We start from the raw sequence: 20950 nt of genomic DNA on the forward strand, positions 1-20950 counted from the left end.
CCCACGATCAACGATTGATGGTCAACTGAAAACGCATCCGCTGCCCGCAGAGATCCAGGTCTTCTCGGAACAGGCCGAAAGCCATCTCACAATGGCCAGCCACGTAGTGCTGCCAAACCGGGTCAACCAACGCCTCGCCTCCCAACCGCTGCGCCGCCGCCTCCCTCGTCATGGCATTGTCTTTACCCACCATCGCTAGCGTCGCGTTGTAGAAACCATCATTGGTCATCCCTGTCTGCAAATACATCAATTCGCTCAGCCGGCCATTAGTGGTGTGCAGCAGACAAGACCACTTTTTGAGTGCCGCCTCCTCACCAGCCTCAGCCTTTTGATAAAGCGTCTCGCAGTATTCTTCCTTGAACTTCACCCAACTGCGTTGCACATCAACCAACAGCTTCCTGTTGCCAGGGGTCAAGTTGGCCAGCGCTTTTTTGTATTGATCGTTCAATGCCGCGTCGAGAGAATCGAAAGTTTGCTGGCTGCACACCAGCCAATCAGGTGTTTCGAAACTGTCGCGATTGCAGTTGGACTGGGCGAAAACCGGGGACATGGACGCCGCCAGGACCACGCCTGCGAAATTCAGAAACACCCTTCTGCATCCGTTCATTCCACCACTCCACTGCTACGCTCAGCCACTCGCGCAGGAATCTTCGACGCCTTGCCCGCGTCGGTCATCAACGAGGCGTACTGTTTGTAAGCCTGCGCCGCCAACGCTTTATTCTTCAGGCCCCAGTAACTGTCGGCGAGGTTCAGATAGGCCACGGTGCGGGTGGGATTTTGGGCAATTACCGCGTCCAGCAATTCGACAGATTCTTCGTAATAACCAGTCTCACCGAATAGAAAACCCAAGTCGTTAGACCAGCCGGGGAACTGAGGAAAGTCGTACTTTGAAGCGATGTAGCCGTGTGGATCGCATTGGCCTGCGCTGTTGTACATCAGGAAGCTTCCCATCAACTCCGCGACGGCCTCGGTCTGCCCTTTTCGATACAGCGCCAACGCCTTGTCGAGCTGTTCCGCGACGTCCGTCATCATCAATTTTTTGTAATCGCCGGCAGCTTTAATGCGCAAGTCAGACAACTGCTCAAACATCTTGCGACCATCGAAAGACGCCAAGGACATTTCACCGATCAGGCTTTTGGGTACTTCTTGAACACTGACAAGCGAGTGATCGCAGGATTCGTTGTTGACCACCTGCAATACATGTTTCAGCTCGAACTGCCTGGAGCTTTTGTTGTAGCGAAACACCAGGTTGAAGTTATAAACGGCGTTATCTTCTTCGCTACTGACCAGTACAAGGGCGCTCCCGGCTTCGGCAGAAGGCTGCTTGACCGACACGGTGTCACCTTGCATATCGATGACCTTCAGCACGCCTGCCGGGTTGTTGATGATGTTGACGCTGAAGACATCGCTCATGGCCGTCGAGTATTGGCTCTTGATCAATGGCAACGCCTTGGAGGTATCCAGCAGGATGTCGTCACCAGCGCCATGTTCAGGTGTGATCCGCAAGCGACGGTAAGTTGCCCCGGCATCACCGGACAGCACAGACACGTTTTGACGGGATGCATCACCCAATAAACTGGCCTGTTGCTGTTTGATCACCGTTGGCGGGTTGGCGCTGGCACTCGGTCGCGCTACTTCACCCGTACTCAGCGAAGCCGTTTCTTTCAAGGGCAGCGCGCAGCCTGCGTCACACGCCATCTTCAAAAACTCAGGCTCATCCGTCCCTTCAAACACGTAAGTTGCCGCGCCATTGCGTTGCCCGTCGCTGTACACCGGCACACTGACCGCCAGCGAACCTGCGGCCGAAGGCGCGGAGGGATGATCCGCAATCGTGACCACGTTGGCTTCGACATCCTTGCAGAGCGTCTCCAGGGACGACTCCAACAGTCCCCCCGCACGGACCAACTTCGCATTGACCGGACGGCAGTCATAGCCATGCCAGTAGGGGCCAACCTGCATGGAGATCGCTAATGAAAAAATGTAGACATGCTTCAGGACGATCTCTTTACCGTCATAACTGAAGACCACCCAACGGCGCGACTTGGCGGAAGAGTAATTTTCACTGTCCAGGATGTATTGGCTGCCGGATCGATACAGCGCGTTTGTTAATATCGAGCCCGTGTCTTCCGGGGCGTCGAGCAGTCGCTTTCCTGAGCCGGCATCTAAAATAAAGCCGTCTGAATTCAAGGCAACCGAACAACTACCGGGCGCCTTGCCATAAGGCTCACAGATCGTTGCGTGTGGAAAAACCAACTCAGCGGCGCCAGCGCCAAAGCTCAATAGCGCCATCAAGAACATTGAAATTTTCAAGGTAAACAGCTTCACCACTGACACCCCTTCTCAGGGGAAGATTCGATCACCGGATCATGCTCAAACATATAGCGCTTCTGGCTTTTAGCGTTTGTGTACGACATGCCGTCAATCCGCCCACCTTGACGGACCATGACGTACTCGCCCGTCACTGCGCCGCCAATGATTTCGACCCACGTCGTGGTGAACTCATAAGGCCGGCCCTCGGACAGTTCTTCTTGCTCGGTGCTTTTGTGCGCCAGCGGAATCGACTCTTTGGACGTCGCATACCTAACTGCCGCCCCGCTCCACTTGGCTGCGGGGTCGTAGTAGGTCCTCAGTTCGAACTTCATAGCCTTGCCGTCCTGAGCCTTGAAACAGAAGATCTCTGTTTTCACTGCGCTATGAGCAGCCAGGGGAAACAGCAGCCACATCAACATCAAAAACTTTTTCAAAGACAACTCCCTTGTTTTGACTAGTCCCGCACAATCCCGTCCAGATACGCCGCACGCTCATTGCTCATTCTGGCAATGCAGAAGTTGATCGTCGTGAAAGAGGCCTCTGCATCCGGCTCAATATCCGTGGCCTCAAGCGGACAATTGGTGTCGCGCAATTTGAGCCAGGCGCGTTGGGAATCCCTAGCCATGGCCATGAAGACCTTCCCTTGCTCTGGATTAACCCGCTGTTGAGACTCAAACCGCGCCATCAACTTTTTGTAGCTGACGTTGAGTTGCACATCGGCGGCTTTCCGTTTGGACTCCGAGCACCTGTAGACCGACACGCCTTGGGTGACTTCTTTACAAACATCTTCAGCCAAGCAATTCGCCGCGATAAAAAAGCCCAAGACCAGCACCGCGAGATTACGGCTGCCCATAACTAATCCTCTTAACGCCCGGACTTTCTTCACGAAGGTCTTTCGCGGTCAAACCATGGGTTTTGATCAACGCTTCAGACGACCCTTTCGAGCCATACGAGCGGTAGGAGTTGCTGTAGGAATACATTTCCAACTTGCCCGCCATCGAGTAGTAGCCGTGCCATTCTGGACACGACCCGCAACCGCCGTAGCCACCGATAGCGACCAGACTTCCTTTGGCGCCTTTAATGCAATCCATTGCCACCACCACATTTTCCAACATCGAGACAGTGGTGCCGTCCTTGGTCAATTGGGAGACCTTGCCGATGTTGCGTCTGAGCACTTTGCCGTTGATGTTGATTGTCTGGTCGGAGCACACCGGGAGCAGGTGATCTTGATCGTCCTGCACCGTCACCGACCGGCAAGACGAAACCAATGCCACTTCGACGCCACCGCACTGCATGACGTCGCGCTGGGTATAGGCATCCGGTGCTGCAGCAAAAACCGCCAATGCAAACAGTGCCGAAACGCTGCCCACGCAAAAACGCTGAATCATCGAACACGTCCTCAAGGCTCTAACCCGCCTGTGTTCTGGCCAGGCATCGCGCATAGCCTTGGGCAAATTTGGAATCAAAGGACAGCGCCACAGGCTCATCCAGTTCCGCTGAGGTATTGAGTAATGCCTGGGTGGCCGGGGTGTACTTGATCCAGCCAATGGTGCCGGTGCCGTTGGTGTCGTAGAACAACTTCGCGCGAACGGTTTCCCCGTCGTCGTCATCGATCAGCAAGTTGACCTTGTCCTTGGTGAGATACAGAAACGGGAAGTTGCTGCCTCGGACCAGTTCGGTCAGGTAGCCATAACAACCACCCTCGTTTTCGGCTGTTTGAGCCGCCTGCGCGCTGGGCACGATCAGCAAGCCACCCAATATCGACCCCACGAAAAACCTGATAAAGCGCTGCATCCCTATCATCCTTGTCCGTCTTTCGAACGTGTCTAGTCTTTGCCGAATCGCTTAGGAGTCGGTGATTTTCAACAGCCGGAATTCGTTGTTCACAAACTCGTAATAGCGAGTCCGGTCGCGGTTCTTCAGGCGTTTGCCCTTTATGTCTTTTTCGGTGTCGGCGGTGATGCCGGAGACGATGATCAAGTTACTGTCGGGCTGGTAAGACAGCGTCAGCAAGTTGCCGTCATAGGCATTGGGCAGGCCCGTCGCGACCTCTCCCGTCTGCGCATCCAGCACCTCGACACACATCGTGCTGCCGCCACAGCCAACCCTGTGCAGAACGTAGTGCCCGGCGAAATTGACCTTGCCGGCGAGGGCTTGTGCTCGCGCTTCATCCATCCATTGGTTGCTGTTTTCCTGGGGCGCCAGGGCGTGGTTTGGACCGGCAAACACTTGGGTGACGTTGAAGTCTGTGAAGGATGGATCGGCGGCGAAAGATAAAGAGGCTGCACCGGCCAGGATGCAGCCCAATAAAATCGACAGTCCTTTCATGCTGTAACTCCTGAGCAAACTGACTATTCCCATTGGCAACCTTTCTCTAAAGAGACTTCGGTGGGTGTATAAAAAAACCCGTACTCCTTGCCGTTCGACTTCTTCGTGTAGCTCATCGAAATGATCATCCCACCCTGGCTCACCATTTCGTATGTACCTGTCACCGTTCCCTCAAGCACTTCAGACCATGTTCTTGTGACCTCCCATGGCCTATCCGGGCTCACTTCTTCAGATTGGCTGTCGGTTAAAACCAGAGGAATCGGCACACCGGATGACGCGTATTTAACAAAACCACCCTGCCACTTGTTCGTAGTGTCGTAGTAAGTTCGAAGCTCAAACTTCACCGTGTTCGACTCATACATCCCAAAACAATAATTCTCCGACACAACCTCGCAGTGAGCCGTCAACGGCAGCACGCCAATCACCAACAGCAGCAATCTTTTCACTTCAAATCCTTTGAAATAGACCCGGCATTCAAATCGAGAAATCCTGCACTTCGTCCAGTCCCCAGCAACCATCAAAACTGAACCGGTACATGACTTGATAGCCCGTATCCGGCTTTTGCAGTTTCACCGTCACCGACGTGTCGCTCTTGTCCACGACCTCTAGCGTCAGCCCTTGCATCTCGCGCGCCTTCGCCTCTGGGATCAGCGGGAATATCAGCTCGCCGCGATCCAGCAACGTACTGACCTGCTTCGGCTCAGGCTCGGCGTCCACCGTGATCTGCTTTTTCATCGGGACGCGGGTGAAGGCTTTTTGAATGACCGGGCTTTCCATGAAGTCGGCTAAAAACGCCTCGAAATTCTTCGACGGGCAGGCCAATGCCTGGGGGTCTTCAGCAGTTTCTTGCGACAGGCACGGCTTGGCCGCGTCAACTGTTATGCCCTGAGCAATCAGTTGTTCCGCGTTGGTGCGCGAACCTTCCTGTCCCATGTTGGCCGCCGCCAGGTAACAGGCCAGCGCTCGTTGCGAATCCTGAATGCCCAGCGTGCCACGTTGAAAGGCGCTGCCGAGGTCGTTGAGCGCATAGGGCGCACCTTGCGCAGCGGACCTTTTCAACGCCGCCAGGGATTTTGCCGGGTCGGCGCAAGGGCGCGGGTCGCCATACTCGCCTTCGTCACAATAAAACCCTGACAGCGCATGGCTGGCCTGCGCGAGCGTCCGGGAACCCTGAATATAAAGTTCGAGGATTTTGCTGTTGTCCAGACGCGGCGCCTGCCCTGAAAGGCTGACCGACGCGGCGGCATACGCGGCCTGGTCATTACCCTGGGCGGCACCGTCCAGGTAACTGTCCAGGGACGAAACATACAATTGCACATCGGCCGGATACCCCGACTCATTCGTCAGAGCGTCATACATTGCGCCTCTCTTGAGGGCGCGGGCACCCGGCGAAGCGCGCAGCTCCCCTTGTTGCGCGGACAGCACTTTTTCCAGTGACCAGTCTTCGACCCGCACCAATTTCCAGCAGTCGCCGAACTTGAACGTGAAGACCTTCAGCACTTCGCCTTTGTGGTCGCGGACGAACACATAGTTGGGCAGCTTAACCTCCAGGCTCAGCCCGGATTTGGCGATGTAATCCGCAGACAGTTCGACCAACGATCGCGGCGCCAACGTCGGCACTTGTCGTTTCACCACCCGGGGTTTCGACCCGGTGGAGACAACCGACAGCTCCATCACCGGCGAAGCGACAAAGGCTGGCTGAGTGTCCGTGTTCGCCGTAAACGCGGTGATGAACTCCGCAAAATTGGCGCTGGGGCATTGCACCGCACCCGACTCCGTCGCGAACGCCGCCGACGACATCACCAGCGCCAACAACGCCAGACACCCACGCTTCAAACCCGCCACAAGAGAATTCCTTTTCATCAAAAACTACTTCACCAACGTCAGTTCACCATCGCGATACAGCACCTCACACCCCAGCCACGCCACATCGACTTGAGGCAACACCGCCGAAGGTTTGCGCAGTTCACGCAACAAGGTCGAGCCATGGGACAAGCGCCCGCCCATGCGCGCAATCACCGCCCGCGCGGCCTGATAGTGCGCGTGGCGTCCGGGGTCCAGGGTGTCTTCGAGCAAGATGTCGTCGCCCAAAATGCCCTGCACCTGCCCCGGATAAATCATGAAGCCCGTCGCCTGCTCGGTGCCTTCGCGGCCGTCCTGCCAGAAGCTGCCGTCGCGGGCTCGACTGTCTGGATGCGGAGCAAACCAGTGCGCTCGATCCGCCATCGGCATGGCGTGGTGCAGCCGGAAGAACACCCGCATCAGGTTGTCGCGATACCACTCGCGCACTTGCAGGTAGTAACCGCGCAGACCCGGCAGGCCGGTGGAATGGGCCACACGGATAAGCCCCGACCATTGTGGGAAAGCCTGCAACGGCAGGTCGGTCGGCGCCGGGCGTGGTGTGCCTGGATCGGTTTCCCAAGGCAGCCGATGCGGGCTGTTTTCAAGGTTGTCATACGCCGTTGGTGGTCGCCCAAACAGGTCGCCGCCGCTACTGGCCAACGACGTAGCAATGCACAGATTGCCTTGCACCACGAACACATAAAACCGGGTGAACCAGTCGGCCAGTTGTTGGCCATCGGCACCTTGGGCGATCAGTTCGGATAGCTCCTGATCGAATCGGCGTAGGCGCTTTTCCAACGTCAGCAAATGCCCGCGCGCGATGCGTTGCATGCGTAAGAACAGTGGCAACGAGCGAAGTATTCGCAGCGGTCGCCAAGGCAGGTGCGGTGTCGCGCCGCCGACCTCACCGGCATAGCTGCTGGCAGAAATCCCCCAGTCCGCCAGCCGCGCCAAAAACAGATCATTGTTGATATACGAAGCACCGCCGAACACCGCAGTAAACGGCTCGTTGTCCTGCAACACCCGCGAATCCCAACGCGCCATGATCGCCGGAATACTCGCCGCCGCACGCCGTTGCGCGTACTCCACGAAAACGCTTGGTTGCGGCGGCAGGATCTCGGCGATGTTGGCGGCAGTCAGGTGCCGACGCCAGCCGTAGTCGCTGATCGGCCGGTATTGCAGCAGCCAGAGTTGCTGACCGTCCCAGGCCCATTCGACGTCGCCGGGCACGTAGTGAAAGACCCGCAACACGCCTTGTAGAAAGCGCCACAACTGGTCCGCCGTCAGGCCGTGGGCAGGCTTGAACGTGTCGCTGCTCCACGAATCGCCGAGACGGGAAATGATCGCGCGCTCGGGGCTCACCTGACCATCGGCCAGCGACTCAAGGTGACCTTCGACCCACTCCAGTTCAACCGATAAGTGCCGCACAAAAGCAATCCCGGACACCTTGGGTGTGATGAAGCGTTGCACCACCACTTCTTCCACACCCGCCGTGCTCAATTCGGCAATGCGCGCCGGCACGTTGGTTGTCGGCTCCCGCAGGAACGTGGTGCTCAACCCGGCATTCGCCGCGTCGGCTTGATCCTCGCCATAACTGGAGGAACGCACCGCCCACGTGGCGTCCGGTTGGCTGGCAAGGAACGCAGGCAACCGCGAATCGAGAGCATCGTTGAGTGACAGCGCCGGTGGCACCGCTTGCCCGGCCAGCTCAGCCAGACGCAATCGACCGCCCTTGGTGTGCGCGACGAATCCGCGCTCTCCCGACTCCAGCCACGCGGCGAACTCAGCGGGCGAGTCAATCCACGGGTAATGGCCCCAACCGGTTTTCAGGCAGATGGTCAGATCAGCACGAGCCAGAATCGCCGACCACGCCGCAGCCTGGGCGATGCCGAGCACGTTGTCCTGATCGCCCCAGACCAGTTCGACCGGGTCGGTGATCCACTCCAGCAATGGCAACGCAGTGTCGGCGCGCACCAAGTCCCAGTGCGGCACAAACGCACGGCAGCGAGCGTATCCGGCGCCCATGCGCTGGTACTGCGCGGGCGTCCAGGTCTGGTTGGAAAATTTGTGTGCGAACACCGCAGGTTTATTCGCCAGCAACCAATGAATGGTCTTGCGAATCGGCAGCGGCGACATCAATGCCGGCAGCCGCCGTTGCCACAAGAATGCCCCGACCGGCGCCAGCAACACACTGCGGCAAAAGTGCCCAGGCTGACGTTGCAGCGCATGTAACACCAACAATGCGTTGACCCCAACCGCCATGATCGCGCTGCCCTGCACCGTCATCGCCAGCAACGCCTGAGCGTACGCCGCGAGGTCTTCGCAAGGTGCCTGTGGATTGTCGCCGAAACCCGGCAATTCCAGCGGCACCACCTGATAGCGCTGAAAGTGCGGCAGCGCGTCATCCCACCATTCGGCGGCGCCACCGTTGCCGGCCAGCAGGTACATCACAGGCTTGCTCATCAACAGTCCTCAGGCCAGATCGCGCAGGGCAGCGTCGAGGGTCGGATAACGGAACGTGTAGCCGGCTTCGGTCAGTCTGCTCGGCACCACCCGTTGACCGTCGAAAAACAACTGCGCCATCTCACCGGCCAGCGCTCGCACTGGCGCAGCGGGAATGTGGAACCACACTGGACGCTTCAGCGCTTTGCCGACGCGCTCGGCGAACACGCCTTGGCTTATCGCATCCGGCGCCACCAGGTTGTACGTGCCGCTCAGACTGTTGTCGTCGAAGGCTCGGGCGATCACCTGAATCACATCGTCGCGATGCACCCAACTCATGATCTGCTGCCCATCGCCCATGCGCCCACCGAAGCCCAGACGAAACGGAATCAGCAACGGCAACAACGCGCCACCCGGGCCAAACACCACGCCCAAACGTAGCACCACCTGACGCACGCCGAACTCGGTGGCCGGTTGCGCCGCGGCTTCCCACTTGGCGCACAACTCGGCCATGAAACCGTCGCCCTTGCTCGCGCCTTCATCCAGGCTTTCGCTGGCATCACGCACGCCGTAATAGCCGATGGCCGAGGCCTGCACCCACAGCGCCGGTTTGTGCTTGGCGTTCTTCAGCCAGCTCATCAGCGCGTAGGTGGTATTGACCCGACTGGCGATCAATTGCGCCTGACGCTTGGCACTCCAGCGCGGCCCGGCGACCGGCGCGCCCGCTAGGTTGATCACCACATCGAAGGTTTCGTCGTGGCCGAGTTTGCTCAGCGAACGCAGGCAACGGGCGCGCCCATCAAACAGGTACGCGGCTTTCAACGGATCACGCGCCAGCACGCTGACCGTGTGGCCGGCATCGAGCAATTGATTGACCAGCACTTCGCCGATAAACCCGGTGCCACCGGTCACCAGCACGCGCTTATAAGCGCCACCCGCGAACGGGTTAGAAGGTTTGCCCTCGCGCTGCATGCGCAGCGCCGCCAAGCCATCGCGAATACCCGACGCCGTCACGCCAATCGCAAACAACGTCAGCAACCAGCCACGCCAGCCGAGATCAATCGCGGACAGGCCCGTCGGCAGACTCGCCCACTGCGCCAGTTGCACGCCATACAACGCGAAAAACGCGCCGCCATTCACCGCCAAAACCGTGTGCATGATCCGCTCAATGGCCGGCAGCTTGCGGCTGCGATCCTCAACCACGAAATCCCACAGCGTCAGGCAAATTTCCAGGACAAACAGCAGCGCAATCACAATCGCCCATGTGCCCTGGAACGCCAGATGCGCCATGCCCAGAAACAGAACCCCGTAGAAACACGACCGCAGCGCGTGGATCGACAACTCCAGCCGCGCACTGTGCCGATACGGCAGCGCAACCGTCAGTTCGTGGTGATAAAGGGTATCCAGCGCACCCAGAATAGCCTGGGCAATCAGCAGCGCGACCGCCCAATCCAGAAGAGAAAAATCAGGCATGGTCGGCGTCACTCGGTGGGTTGTTTGAAGAGGCGGTGCGGCGGTCGTGGCGATAGAGCCAAAACAGCGGCGGCAATAAAGTCAGCAGCGCGAAGCCGTCGATCCAAAGGTTTACCCAGAGCTGCGCCGTCAGGGAAAACCACATGTCCTGCGGCGCCCAGATCACGATGCCGGCGATCAACCAGCCCCACGCCATTGGGGTTTTCAGGCGATTGCCGATTCGCACGAGGGCGAACATGTAGAGGGAATAGCTTTGCAGCGTCGCGCCGAACACGGCGAGCCACCAGAGTTGTTGTTCGCGGGCGGCGCGCGGTGGCAGGTCCGTCCAGAAGGCGTAGTCGACGTTTTGCAGGTAGACGTCGAGCCATCCCGAAGGGCCGACCCAAGTCAGGATGATGCTGACGAACAGATGCACCAGGGCGGCGGCGGATAGCCAAGCGACAAGGGCTTTGCGAAGTGTGTTTGAGGGGACTGGCATTCCGTGTCCTGAGGGCTTCCTTGAAGGGCGCAAGTCTAAAGGAAAACGCGGGCCTTAGTGATGAATCACCGAGCCCGTTTCACCTCTGACCGTGCAACCGGAGCCTCGACTAACAACCGTCGGCATCACCGCACAGAACCCAGCCCCGAATCGCTTTCCCCTTGGGCGTTTTGAACATGATTTTCAGGAACCCGGCCTCAGCCCCTTCCTGCAAGACCGAATCACCTTGGATCAAATACATCTTCGTGACATCAGCTAATACCGGCGAACTGTAAATCGGGGCCTTTTTATTGATCGTGAGCTTCACCTCGTCACCCGCTGCCCAGTGTTTGTAGGCGGCGGAGTTGAGTTTGGCGACGATGTCGTCTGCGGTTTTGTAGGGGAACGTGTAGACCAACTCCTCCGACTCGGCATCGCGCGCAATATCGCCGCCATTGCCGAAGTAGGTCGACAGTCGCTCATCCCTGACGTAACCCGCTGGCGTGTTGGCGTAGATGTGAACGGTGTAGTAATCGCCCAAGTAATTAACGCCGGTATAGGCTCTGATTCCGACCGCGTGAATGATGATTAGCTCGGGTTCTGCGCCGGGTTTGGTTGTGGCGAAGAAAGCGGCTTTGACCGCCCCCGTGGCCGCTAAAAATGGAAGCCCCGCAATGTTCTTTTTAGCGCCGTCAGCACAATTCACAAAATCGACGTCGATGGCCACGTCGTCGGGGTCTTGGGATTCGTTTTCGGGCAGTTTGGTGTAGTTGAAAACGATGGTGCCTGAGTCGGTATTGAGCGCAGGGAAGGCTTCGCTTTTTGGGGGTTCGCAGGTGATTCGGGCCAGGAGTTTTTTCAAGTCGGATACACCTTCTTCATAAAAGGTGTTGCACTGCGAAACCACGACAAAACCCTGGGCTGTTTCTGCTTGAAGTGTGTTGCAGGTTAATGAAAACCCCTCAACATCTTCCGGGCCAGGGTAGATAACGTTTTTCATGTCCAACAGCGTCCAGCCTCGCTGCTTCATTAACGCTTTTGCGGTGGGCGCAGCGTCCGAAAACTCCTTGAGTCCCTCAGCATGAGGCACTTCGATCAGCTTGTTGTAACGCCGTGCACTGTCGATTCCGACAACCGCCAAAATGTCCTGCCGGTTTTTCCCAGAGACGATGAAGGTGGGGAGGTTGTCGAAGTCGTTGGTGGACTCAGGTTCGTTGCGGGGCACGAGTTTCAGGATGTTCACGTCCCCTTCCTGCACGCAGCTCGCGACTTTCAGATCTGTTTGCGGGACATCGAACGGGCAAGGTTGGCCTTCAGCGAATGCATTCGCGCCACCCAGGAACAGGCTCAGTACAAAAGCAGCCTTCAGCGCTGCGCCGAAGCCGCGCTGTTTCACAAAACAATCCATGTCGATCACTCGAAAGCCCTTGTTTAAGCGGTGCGCTGGTTACGTTTAAAAGTGTCGGATCATCCGCTTACATTGCCTGCAAAACCATCGGATATTTCCTTCGATAAGTGGGGGTGTTGGTGAACTAGGCGCGTTGTGTTCATGCGGATAACCTTTGTTCGTCACCGCAAAATCGGTGACTCGGACGTGCAAGTCCGGCCCAGGTGCTCAATCGATTATGGCAATTCATCGAGCGTTTTCTTATGCTCGCGAATCGTTATGGTGGCTGTGCGTCGGAGACCCTCGGGTCTGCCGGGTTCCTGGACCGGTCTTGCACACCAACGCACAGCTGCCACCTCTTTCGAAGTGCAAAGCGAAACGGTGCCAGTCTCTTAAATTCCAGGAGATACATCGATGATCAAGCCAACACCGAATCCCCCAGACGACTTATCCACATCCCCCTACGAATCCCTCGATTCCAGAAAACTCCACGAAGCCGCCGAACGCGCCCTCGACTACCACCTCGGCCCAAACCCCGAGGCGAACCCAAACCCAAGCCCCGCAAAGGCGCACTATTCGCCGCCTCCGAAGACCTCCACACCGAGACGCTCTTGGCCAATGCATCCGAAGACCTGCTGGCCATCAGCGCCATCGCTGCGGATCTGGCCGACGATGTGGAAGGCACACGCCGCTCGGTAGCCTTGGCGCTGAGTCGATTGGCGGATGGGGTACGTTTATTGGTCGAGCGTGCACTGGATCAAATTGATTCGCCAGATCCCGGGGGACACCGGGCCGCCGCATAGTAAAAGTACGAAGGGGACTTAATGTCCCCTTCTTGCTGCGGCTTAATGCGCTCAGCCAGCCCCAACCTCACACGTACCATCCTGAAGATCAGGCATCATGTTTTTTCCCCCCGACAGATACCAGTCTGCGAGCGCGCTGCTTGAGCAAAAAGCGTTTTTCTCAGCATCGAAATACAGCGCCACGATGTGGTTCACCATCGCGCCTCGGTTGGGCAGGTAAACCTCCAACTCGTACACAACATCCGGCAGCGCAGCTTTCCTGTCGGATTTCAGCTTCGGCGGGCCTTTAAACTTGCAGGGTACGTTCGAAAACACCTCGCCCAGTACACCGCCCTGATAGGTATAAATTGAACAACTGCCTATCGAGTCCTCATACGCCGCCGCCCCGACAACACTCCCCTTCCAACTCACCGAACCGTTGGGTATCAGGCGAAGCTCCTGTGCCGACATATGATTTTCCACTTCGATGGCGGCGACCATGGCAGCAGGCAATGAGCGCTCTACTTTCAAATTGGAAGATGCGGCGGTAGCGGGCAATGCAAATGTATAAATGAGTGCAAAGAAAATAATAAATCGCATGTTGGCGCTGCCTTTTTAAAAACTAAAAATGGAGTACTTCGACATCTGACAGAATCAAGGCAAAAACTGTACGGTCCTTAACGTAGCCTGGATCTCCTCAAAGGTTTTATTATTAAGCCAAAGCGGCTCCAATTTATTGACCGCTGAGCCCATCAAAACATTCCCTTCGTGGACCATGCAGAAATTGACACGGCTGAAACTGTCTTTAGCTTTACCCTTAAAACCAACGATAAACCCCGACCAATTGGCACCGGCCAGCTCTTGGAAGACGTACTCATGTGCCTGTCCGGCCTTGTTATTTGGCACCCAACCTTTTTCATTCAGCGTCGCAGGGCACGCAAGATTATTAGCCTCTTTAACAAGCTGAAGCTCTGGGCTAACTTCATCTGAGCTTACATTTCCATCAGAACGAAGCGAGTCGAAATCCTCCACGCCCTCACACATCAGCCCAAACCATTTTGATTTGAAATTCTTGTTTTCTTCAAAATGCCAGTCATAGCCCGCAGACATTTCCGCCTGCGCCAGATACGGCCAATGCGGGTCTTGCGGAATTGTCTTTGACTCGAGAAATACGACATCTGGCGAGTTGAGCTTTACATGCTGATTTTCAAGCAAGGCCATGGAGTAATTGCAATTACCCTGATGTATCGCAGCTATTGTTTTTCCGGAAGCGAAAGCAGAATAGCCTGGTTCATTACTTACATCGACGACTGTACGACTAACCTCGGACGAAAAAACAGGCATAGCGACAAAATAGACGACTATAGATATGTGTAACAAGCAGGCCCTTCTCAATATTTTTCTCCGCTGCACAGACTGTTGATAACCGCGACAAATAAACCTTTCTTAATTCAATCGTTCATCAACCCGCTTTGGCAGTTTACTCACAGCCCCTTTCTTCAGCATGGCGTCTCGATAGGCAATATAAAAGGTTTTAGCTTCATCCCGCCTACCTAATGCCCAAAGAGAATCAGCAACATTCAACTTCAATGGCACTCGATCAGGGGCCAAACTTAATAATCGATTATAAATCTGCATCGCCAACAAGTGCTGACCACCCTGTGCGAAATAGAACCCGATATCATTATATTCAGAGATGTTCTTCTCGGGTGGGTAGCAAGCCATATAGGAAGGAACACCCATAAAAATCAAATCCATTAATGAGTTAGCACGAAACTCATTTGAGGACGAGCCGGAAATTTCTTTGACCAAGTAGTTCGGCGACATGCCTCCTTTAGAGAAATCAAAAACCTCCCCTCTCACATCCTTCCATTTATCGCCGACCCAGGTTCCTTCACACTGGAACACCGAACCCACATCCTTGACACAACCATTCTCCAGAGACACCGCTTCACAGTGAGTCTGTTCGGAATTTACAGCATTACCTTGCTCGTCAATGACATCGCCGAAATCGGTCCGATAGACCAGAATAAACTTCTTGCCCGGGGAAACCGACTCAGCGTCTGAACTGACTACCCTTCCTATACCTGAAGGTGCGAGCGTACTTGGCAGATCGTATATCCTGAATGCACCGCCAGGCCCTTTATATTCTATGTCGGTCCAGCCACCATGCTGATGCCAGCTTTTGAATTGCAGCAAACTTCCATTGGCGCCAGTAATATCCAGCGGGGCCTGGACTTCGTCAGCATGACAAGGCTGTATAAACAACAAAACGAGCAATGCAGTGGCTTGATATTTATTAAACATTTAAATCTACCTTTGCGGCGTCAATACGTTCATTGGCAAGTCTGTCGATCCAGTATAGTTTCGAGCATACTCAACCAGATCCCTTGGATAGACTGTTTGATCGACTATGCTGTCATCAATACCGTATAAAAAAGCGATGGCGCCCGCCTCAAAGGCCCAGTAGCCGAAATAGCTACCATCATCACCGTAGATACTTAAGTGTGTATCATGCAAGATCAATCTTATAGTTCGGATCCAACCATGGATGACTCAATACATAGTCACCCAAAACTTTATTGGGTGTAGCAACTTTATCAATTTGCGACCCTGAAATACTGTGATCTGAAGGAGAGTAATAATGCTTCCAACCAGCCAACTTGATTTCCTTCATCAATTCGTACAAAAAAGCCTGATAGGCTTCATGCTTGCTGTTATCAGGCAAACTCCTTATCGACAACTCAATATTTTCTATGTCATGCCCTACATCTTTATCAACCGCAATAGAGATACTGGCCACTTGATCAAGCTTCAGATTTTTATCTACAACTACTGAAGGGAGGGTCTCGCTATTAAAAGACGCGCCAATCTTGTACCAGCACATGTGCACCTGCGCCATACACTCCTCCTCAAACTTCAAGGGGCTGTTTGAAATCAGATCCTTGATGTTTTGATGTAGCTGAATCTGAATCAATGGTTGATTATCAGCCATCGCTTTACTCACTATATTGTCTGAATCGCCGCAAGCAGCCAACAGAAAAAATAGCACAAAAAGGCAATACCTCATTGGGTGTTTTTCCAGATAGCGATGGTTTTTATTTCTTACCCCATATAGTTTCTTTCATCCACTATTAACCTATGGTACCGGTCGGCAATTTTCTAATCAAAATAGGGAGGCATTTATTTATCGAAAAAATGGCTACCCTACCTCATAATTAGACCTACCCTTTCGCTCTTAGGCTAGAGTTTACTTCGCTCTTTAACACGAGAAGGAATTTTTTGCTGCTTTCCTGACAAAGCCATTAACTCTGAATACTTTTTATAGTTTTTTGAAGCATTTAGTGCTTCATTCCTACCCCAATAAGCATCTGCTAGATTGAGGTACGCAACCACACGATCAGGACTACTAGATATTACTTTCTCTAGCAACCAAATAGCGTCATCATTGAATCCAGCCTGTTGCCAATAATATGCAATATCGTTGTAGGATTGCTGATCAGCTTTGGAGTAACCGTACTCTGAGATGTACCGTTCAATAAATCCTCGCTTGGGAAAATCACGAAAACCTATTTCATCATTATAAATTTTAGCCGTAGCTCTTTTGAACTCATTCAAAACTTCCGGCTTGACAAGTAAAGCGACTCGCTTAACTAGCTCTTTTTTTGCTTTACAATCCTCTGTGAGGCAGGCTTCTGGCAACGGCGAATCATCAATCGAATAACAATATGGTTGCGGTGCGCCGTCAGGGGTTGGTATTTTCCGCAGCTTTATTAGCGCGCTATCCGACTCTCTTGGCGTTGAGCAGTAAGGCACCAACCCAAATATATCTGGAACGCCTGAGTGATTTTTTTGAAGCTCCGCAGAGTTTAAAACTTTACTTGCATCAACTGTTTTTACAGAAAAACCATCAGCTATTCCTACTAGCCAAAAAGTATTTTCTTGCGATGTGCAGTCACACTCGCAACTTAGTACATACTGATCAGTCCGAATATCCCACCTGGTGTTGGCCACTTCACCAGAGCTGCAATAATTCTCGGCAACAGAGACATTACAAATATTAGTATCAGGATCGCAAGTTAATTTGCCAGCACCAGCCGATGCATCGCCAGCTAAAACCATTAGCCCCATAGTAAATAACAGTTTAAATCTCACACACATCTCCTTCTATAATTGCCGAGAAGTTTTTATTTTCTTTAGTTTTGGTATGCCCACTCATTGTTATGGTAGTTTGTTGACCCGAAATAATCCCCATGCGCCGACTAAAGGCATCCGCCCTGTATTGTTCCAAAGCCTTTTCAGCTCTCTTCTTACAAACAAATATAAGAAGCTCTTTTTGTGTTGTTATATTCGCCGAAGCGAACTCCGTTCGAATCAACGTCTCGGCGCTCGTAAGGTTATTTTGCTGAACACACAAATCAAACAGAGCACAATATGTCCGCAATTGCACTTTCACCATTAGATGAGGCGCTAATTCACGCATTAGAGCGATACACGACTTAATTTTTTCTTGATAGTGAGCAGCGAAGTCCAGTTGTATTTTTTTGAACTCATCAACTTGGCCAAGCGTCGTAAAAGCGGAAGTCCATCCTGCGCGATTGTTTGAAATAACACCTTGAGCCCAGCTCTTTTGCGCAGGAATATTTGCTGAGTTCATCGCCGACAATAGCGATTGGAGATTCATATTTGCACCGAAACTATTATCAAACTTTTGTTGATTCGCTGCCCTCATGGCCAACAATAATGGCCCAAGCGTTCCTTGCCCAAAGTTCCACTGAATTATACCAAATGACGTGCCTTGCTGATCGGTATTATCCGCAAGTGCCTCATAATCTAGTTTATCCTTTCCCTCGTAACCAGAGGTGACTAACAAAGCAATTTCTTTAGCTCTATCTAGAGGGATACATGAGCGGCTTAAGAAGTTACCTAAGAAGCCAATTGTATGAAAATGCCAAACCATTCCATCCGCCAACTTAGGCTTTTCCGAAAGCTCTTCCCAGAAAACCAGACTGTCTATTCTTTCTCTTTCATGCTTCAGTGATTTTGGAGCCGCCTCCAGTATTTTGTCCAATCGACTCCATTTCGCATTATCAGCTTTAAACCTCCACTCAGTTGGGTGACGAGCAATAAGCTTCGACCACTGACTTCTCGTATCAGCATCTTTTAAGGCATCAGCGAGTTCACTTGGATCAACGTCACCGTTGCCATTTTTATCGATTTTTGTGAAGAGGTCCTTAAAAAACTGTGGCATGTCTTCTGGATCAAGAAAACCATCAGCAGAGGCGCTGGACTCTTCAACTATACGGAAACCCAATTTCGTCCAATCATGCTGACTGATCATCTCAGCGTCAGATTTTTTGATCAGTCCAGAAACTGGTTGGTCTTCCCCGACAACACGGACATCGTACCAATCGTCAGTACCCTCCTTGAGGATCGGAGCCTCGCTCAAATCAATCGCGTGCTCCTTCTTGAGCGGGTCAGTTGTGCCAATGGCAGGAGCTTTGTTCTTGAGTTTGGTTCCGACAGGAAGGTGCAGATACTGCTTTCCAATCTTCAAACCGGCGAGGTTATCGAGGAAATCCTTGACGTCGGCCTCTGCGGTGAATATCTCAATGTGTACCTGGAATTTACTATCTGTAACACCTGATTCATCGAGGAGGTTTTCAGTCCTGCCCAGATACCCAATCGGATCGCCCGCCTTGATTCCGGTACTCGTAGTTTCAACTGAATCGAAGCTCGTAGGCGTCAGAGACGTCCAATCGAGCATCCGGTAATCTGCTGCATTTTCTACACATGCCCAAAAGGTGTCAGGTACACAGCCTGTGGCAGCTACATCACCGCTTACCTTTGTACATTTAGCCATTCGGCGAATGGTGCCTGCAACGTTGAGATTGAGCACTTCTTTACTATCAAACTCAACGACGCTGCCCGGAATAAGCTGCATGGTGCCGAGCCGATCGCCTGCCGGCTGGCCGTTTTGGGGAGTCGCAGGCTCCCCATACAGATCGAGCTTATTAACTGCCGTGGCTTTCACTTTGCCTTGCCAGTAATTTGGTTTTGCACGTTCTGGTACATCGTCTGCGAGCCAAATACGTTTGGGTTTGGAGTTTTGGTAAGGGACGCCATCCTTCAAATAAGCGAACCATACTTCCTTCCCTGCTCCACGAACTTTGTGTGACCCGTTTTTCACACTGCCGGACAGGATTTTTCCTTTGGCATATGTAACATTATCAACACTTCTCTGCTCCAACACCTCAAGCTTCGTAGCAGCAGACAACTTCCCGGGCGATTGAACACTACTTGATTCGGGAAAGTCGTCATATGCCTTGAAGTCATTTACCGTCATGGTCACTTTGGGCTTAGGTTTTTCTTCCGGTGATAACGGATAGCGGTCATACGGTAACAAATGCATATACAAGCTGTAGAAATTCAACTTGTTTTGCTTGCCCTTGTTCGGTCCTTCTTCCGGATTGGGTGGCGACTTGTACTCGTGACGCACCAGACAGAAGGAATTGGAATACTTCAGTTTCTTCGCAGTATTGCCGTCACCGAACGTTGACTCCAGATAGTCCTTATTGAGTCGGTAGGCAACGACTTCACCATCGGCCATGCACCGTACTGGTTCATTTAGGACACACTGAGGAGCACTTTGGTCGGTGATGTGGATACCACCATGCCAAAACTTGTTGCTACCCAGTAAGTAATGCCCCGACTTTTCACCCTCAAGTGCTTTGTAGACTTCCTCAGCATCAATGAACTGTTTTCCGTCCGCCTTTCGGAATGGGTATTGAAAGTTCAACAGGGGGGTTGGGTCTGCCGAAACAGGTGTTGGAGCGGGTGCAGGTGCAGGTGCAGCAGCGGGCGCCGGTTGCGCAAGTAATCCAGTACTCATCGGAAGCTTCCTGCTTTAACACATTGAATTGAGTTATCCATGACGACCCCTTTGGCCGCCAAGCGGTCAATAGCGGAAGTAGTGGCCTCAAGGTCAGATTTTTGAGCCTCCCGATAACACGCTACTGCCCGAGGTAGATCAGAAGGAACAACGGTGTCGCCTTCGTAAACCTCGCCCAGCCTAATAAGCGCTTGAGTTGAACCCCGCGTCGAAGCGCTCTCCAAGGTGGCTATTGATTTTTGCGGATCGATACAAGCACGTTTACTCTCGTAATCACCTTCATCGCAATAAAATAGTGCGAGCGTCACGGCTACATCAGGGATGCTGTTAGATGCTTGAACTAAAAGATCCAGAATCCTGGCATTTTCCAATCGCGGTGATTGTCCAGCAAGGCTGATTCCCGCAGCAGCGGCTGCAGCTTGGGCCGATCCTTTTCGGGCACCATCTAAATAGCTATCCAATGCTGCGGCGTACAAATAGATGCCAGACTCAGGGGAAGCCTTATTGACTAGCCTGTCGAATATCACGCCTTTTTTAAGCTCTAACTCCCCAGGCATTGATTTCTCAGACTGAGTAATTTCATCCATCACGGCATCGAGTGCCCAATCCTCCACTCTGTTCAGAACCCAACAGTCACCATGCTTAAAGACGAAAATCTTCAAATAATGGGCCGCCTCATCATGAACGATCACCCTGTTCGGTAATTTGATTTCGATCTTGAGATTCGATTTGGCGGCATTTTCCGGAAGTAGTACTTTCAATTCATTAGCAGCAATCGCGTTCAGGCTCCGCTCGACAACCTTCGGTACTTTTCCATCAGCCGTCACGTGAACATGCTTCACAGGAGATGCGATAAAGGCTTTCTGTATCTCTGGCTCGGATGAGAAAGCTTTGACGAACTCAGCAAAACTGCTGCTCGGACATTGGGCGGTGCTGGACGAAGAGGCAAAGGCACACGAACTCATCCCCAAGCTCAACAGCGCAATGGAAAACCACTTCATCTGCCTTACGTAGTTATTTGTTGTCATCACGAAATT

Annotated in this window: 20 protein-coding genes and 2 pseudogenes; 1 reads left to right on the plus strand and 21 read right to left on the minus strand. The window is 53.3% G+C overall.

Annotated features, from left to right (window positions below; genetic code table 11):
* Positions 1-7: 7 nt before the first annotated feature.
* The 13 genes from ACWIKB_RS02365 to ACWIKB_RS02425 form a co-directional block, all read right to left on the minus strand.
* Complete coding sequence (locus tag ACWIKB_RS02365; RefSeq protein WP_475265157.1) at positions 8-607, minus strand: lysozyme inhibitor LprI family protein; 600 nt, start codon at positions 605-607, stop codon at positions 8-10.
* Positions 604-2325, minus strand: a complete 1722-nt coding sequence (locus ACWIKB_RS02370; RefSeq protein WP_475265158.1) for a tetratricopeptide repeat protein — start codon at positions 2323-2325, stop codon at positions 604-606. Before ACWIKB_RS02370 ends, ACWIKB_RS02365 begins: the two co-directional genes overlap by 4 nt.
* Entirely contained in the window at positions 2322-2744 is a 423-nt protein-coding gene (locus ACWIKB_RS02375; RefSeq protein WP_475265159.1) for a hypothetical protein, read from the minus strand. The genes ACWIKB_RS02370 and ACWIKB_RS02375 overlap by 4 nt, the downstream gene beginning before the upstream one ends.
* 20 nt (positions 2745-2764) lie before the next feature.
* On the minus strand, positions 2765-3163 hold the full coding sequence (locus ACWIKB_RS02380; RefSeq protein ID WP_475265160.1) for a lysozyme inhibitor LprI family protein: 399 nt from the start codon (positions 3161-3163) through the stop codon (positions 2765-2767).
* Positions 3150-3698: a hypothetical protein gene (locus tag ACWIKB_RS02385; protein ID WP_475265161.1), complete on the minus strand. Its 549-nt coding sequence runs from the start codon at positions 3696-3698 to the stop codon at positions 3150-3152. Before ACWIKB_RS02385 ends, ACWIKB_RS02380 begins: the two co-directional genes overlap by 14 nt.
* Positions 3699-3717: 19 nt before the next feature.
* Complete coding sequence (locus ACWIKB_RS02390; protein WP_475265162.1) at positions 3718-4104, minus strand: hypothetical protein; 387 nt, start codon at positions 4102-4104, stop codon at positions 3718-3720.
* Between the two features lie 51 nt (positions 4105-4155).
* Positions 4156-4638, minus strand: coding sequence for a hypothetical protein (locus tag ACWIKB_RS02395; RefSeq protein ID WP_475265163.1), 483 nt, complete (start codon positions 4636-4638; stop codon positions 4156-4158).
* A gap of 23 nt (positions 4639-4661) precedes the next feature.
* A complete protein-coding gene (locus tag ACWIKB_RS02400; RefSeq protein WP_475265164.1) occupies positions 4662-5084 on the minus strand; it encodes a hypothetical protein in 423 nt (140 codons plus the stop codon).
* Positions 5085-5112: 28 nt separating this feature from the next.
* A complete protein-coding gene (locus ACWIKB_RS02405) occupies positions 5113-6483 on the minus strand; it encodes a tetratricopeptide repeat protein (RefSeq protein ID WP_475265165.1) in 1371 nt (456 codons plus the stop codon).
* Positions 6484-6507: 24 nt separating this feature from the next.
* The gene (locus tag ACWIKB_RS02410) at positions 6508-8943 is read right to left on the minus strand and encodes a PEP-utilizing enzyme (RefSeq protein WP_475265166.1); all 2436 of its coding nucleotides are present in this window, start codon (positions 8941-8943) and stop codon (positions 6508-6510) included.
* 9 nt (positions 8944-8952) lie between these two features.
* On the minus strand, positions 8953-10395 hold the full coding sequence (locus tag ACWIKB_RS02415) for a TIGR01777 family oxidoreductase (protein ID WP_475265167.1): 1443 nt from the start codon (positions 10393-10395) through the stop codon (positions 8953-8955).
* Complete coding sequence (locus ACWIKB_RS02420; protein ID WP_475265168.1) at positions 10388-10873, minus strand: cell division protein; 486 nt, start codon at positions 10871-10873, stop codon at positions 10388-10390. Before ACWIKB_RS02420 ends, ACWIKB_RS02415 begins: the two co-directional genes overlap by 8 nt.
* Positions 10874-10982: 109 nt before the next feature.
* Positions 10983-12260, minus strand: coding sequence for a hypothetical protein (locus tag ACWIKB_RS02425; RefSeq protein WP_475265388.1), 1278 nt, complete (start codon positions 12258-12260; stop codon positions 10983-10985).
* A 393-nt stretch (positions 12261-12653) separates the two neighbouring features.
* On the opposite strand from ACWIKB_RS02425, the pseudogene ACWIKB_RS02430 reads away from it, so the two are divergent.
* Positions 12654-13042: pseudogene (locus ACWIKB_RS02430) on the plus strand (DUF6124 family protein).
* 51 nt (positions 13043-13093) lie between these two features.
* Here the strand turns inward: ACWIKB_RS02430 and ACWIKB_RS02435 are convergent.
* The 8 genes and pseudogenes from ACWIKB_RS02435 to ACWIKB_RS02470 form a co-directional block, all read right to left on the minus strand.
* Entirely contained in the window at positions 13094-13621 is a 528-nt protein-coding gene (locus tag ACWIKB_RS02435) for a hypothetical protein (protein ID WP_475265169.1), read from the minus strand.
* 54 nt (positions 13622-13675) lie between these two features.
* Entirely contained in the window at positions 13676-14242 is a 567-nt protein-coding gene (locus ACWIKB_RS02440; protein WP_475265170.1) for a hypothetical protein, read from the minus strand.
* Between the two features lie 225 nt (positions 14243-14467).
* Positions 14468-15328: a tetratricopeptide repeat protein gene (locus tag ACWIKB_RS02445; protein ID WP_475265171.1), complete on the minus strand. Its 861-nt coding sequence runs from the start codon at positions 15326-15328 to the stop codon at positions 14468-14470.
* Positions 15329-15334: 6 nt separating this feature from the next.
* Positions 15335-15538: pseudogene (locus ACWIKB_RS02450) on the minus strand (PoNe immunity protein domain-containing protein); the annotation flags it as partial.
* Positions 15534-16016, minus strand: a complete 483-nt coding sequence (locus ACWIKB_RS02455) for a hypothetical protein (RefSeq protein ID WP_475265172.1) — start codon at positions 16014-16016, stop codon at positions 15534-15536. The gene ACWIKB_RS02455 and the pseudogene ACWIKB_RS02450, both read right to left, overlap by 5 nt.
* A 248-nt stretch (positions 16017-16264) precedes the next feature.
* A complete protein-coding gene (locus tag ACWIKB_RS02460; protein ID WP_475265173.1) occupies positions 16265-17176 on the minus strand; it encodes a tetratricopeptide repeat protein in 912 nt (303 codons plus the stop codon).
* Positions 17166-19913: an EF-hand domain-containing protein gene (locus ACWIKB_RS02465; RefSeq protein WP_475265174.1), complete on the minus strand. Its 2748-nt coding sequence runs from the start codon at positions 19911-19913 to the stop codon at positions 17166-17168. Before ACWIKB_RS02465 ends, ACWIKB_RS02460 begins: the two co-directional genes overlap by 11 nt.
* Positions 19910-20941 carry an SEL1-like repeat protein gene (locus tag ACWIKB_RS02470; protein ID WP_475265175.1) on the minus strand — a complete coding sequence of 344 codons (1032 nt, stop codon included), beginning with the start codon at positions 20939-20941 and terminating at the stop codon, positions 19910-19912. Before ACWIKB_RS02470 ends, ACWIKB_RS02465 begins: the two co-directional genes overlap by 4 nt.
* Between the last annotated feature and the right edge of the window lie 9 nt (positions 20942-20950).

The sequence above is a fragment of the Pseudomonas sp. 5Vm1k genome (assembly GCF_056161485.1).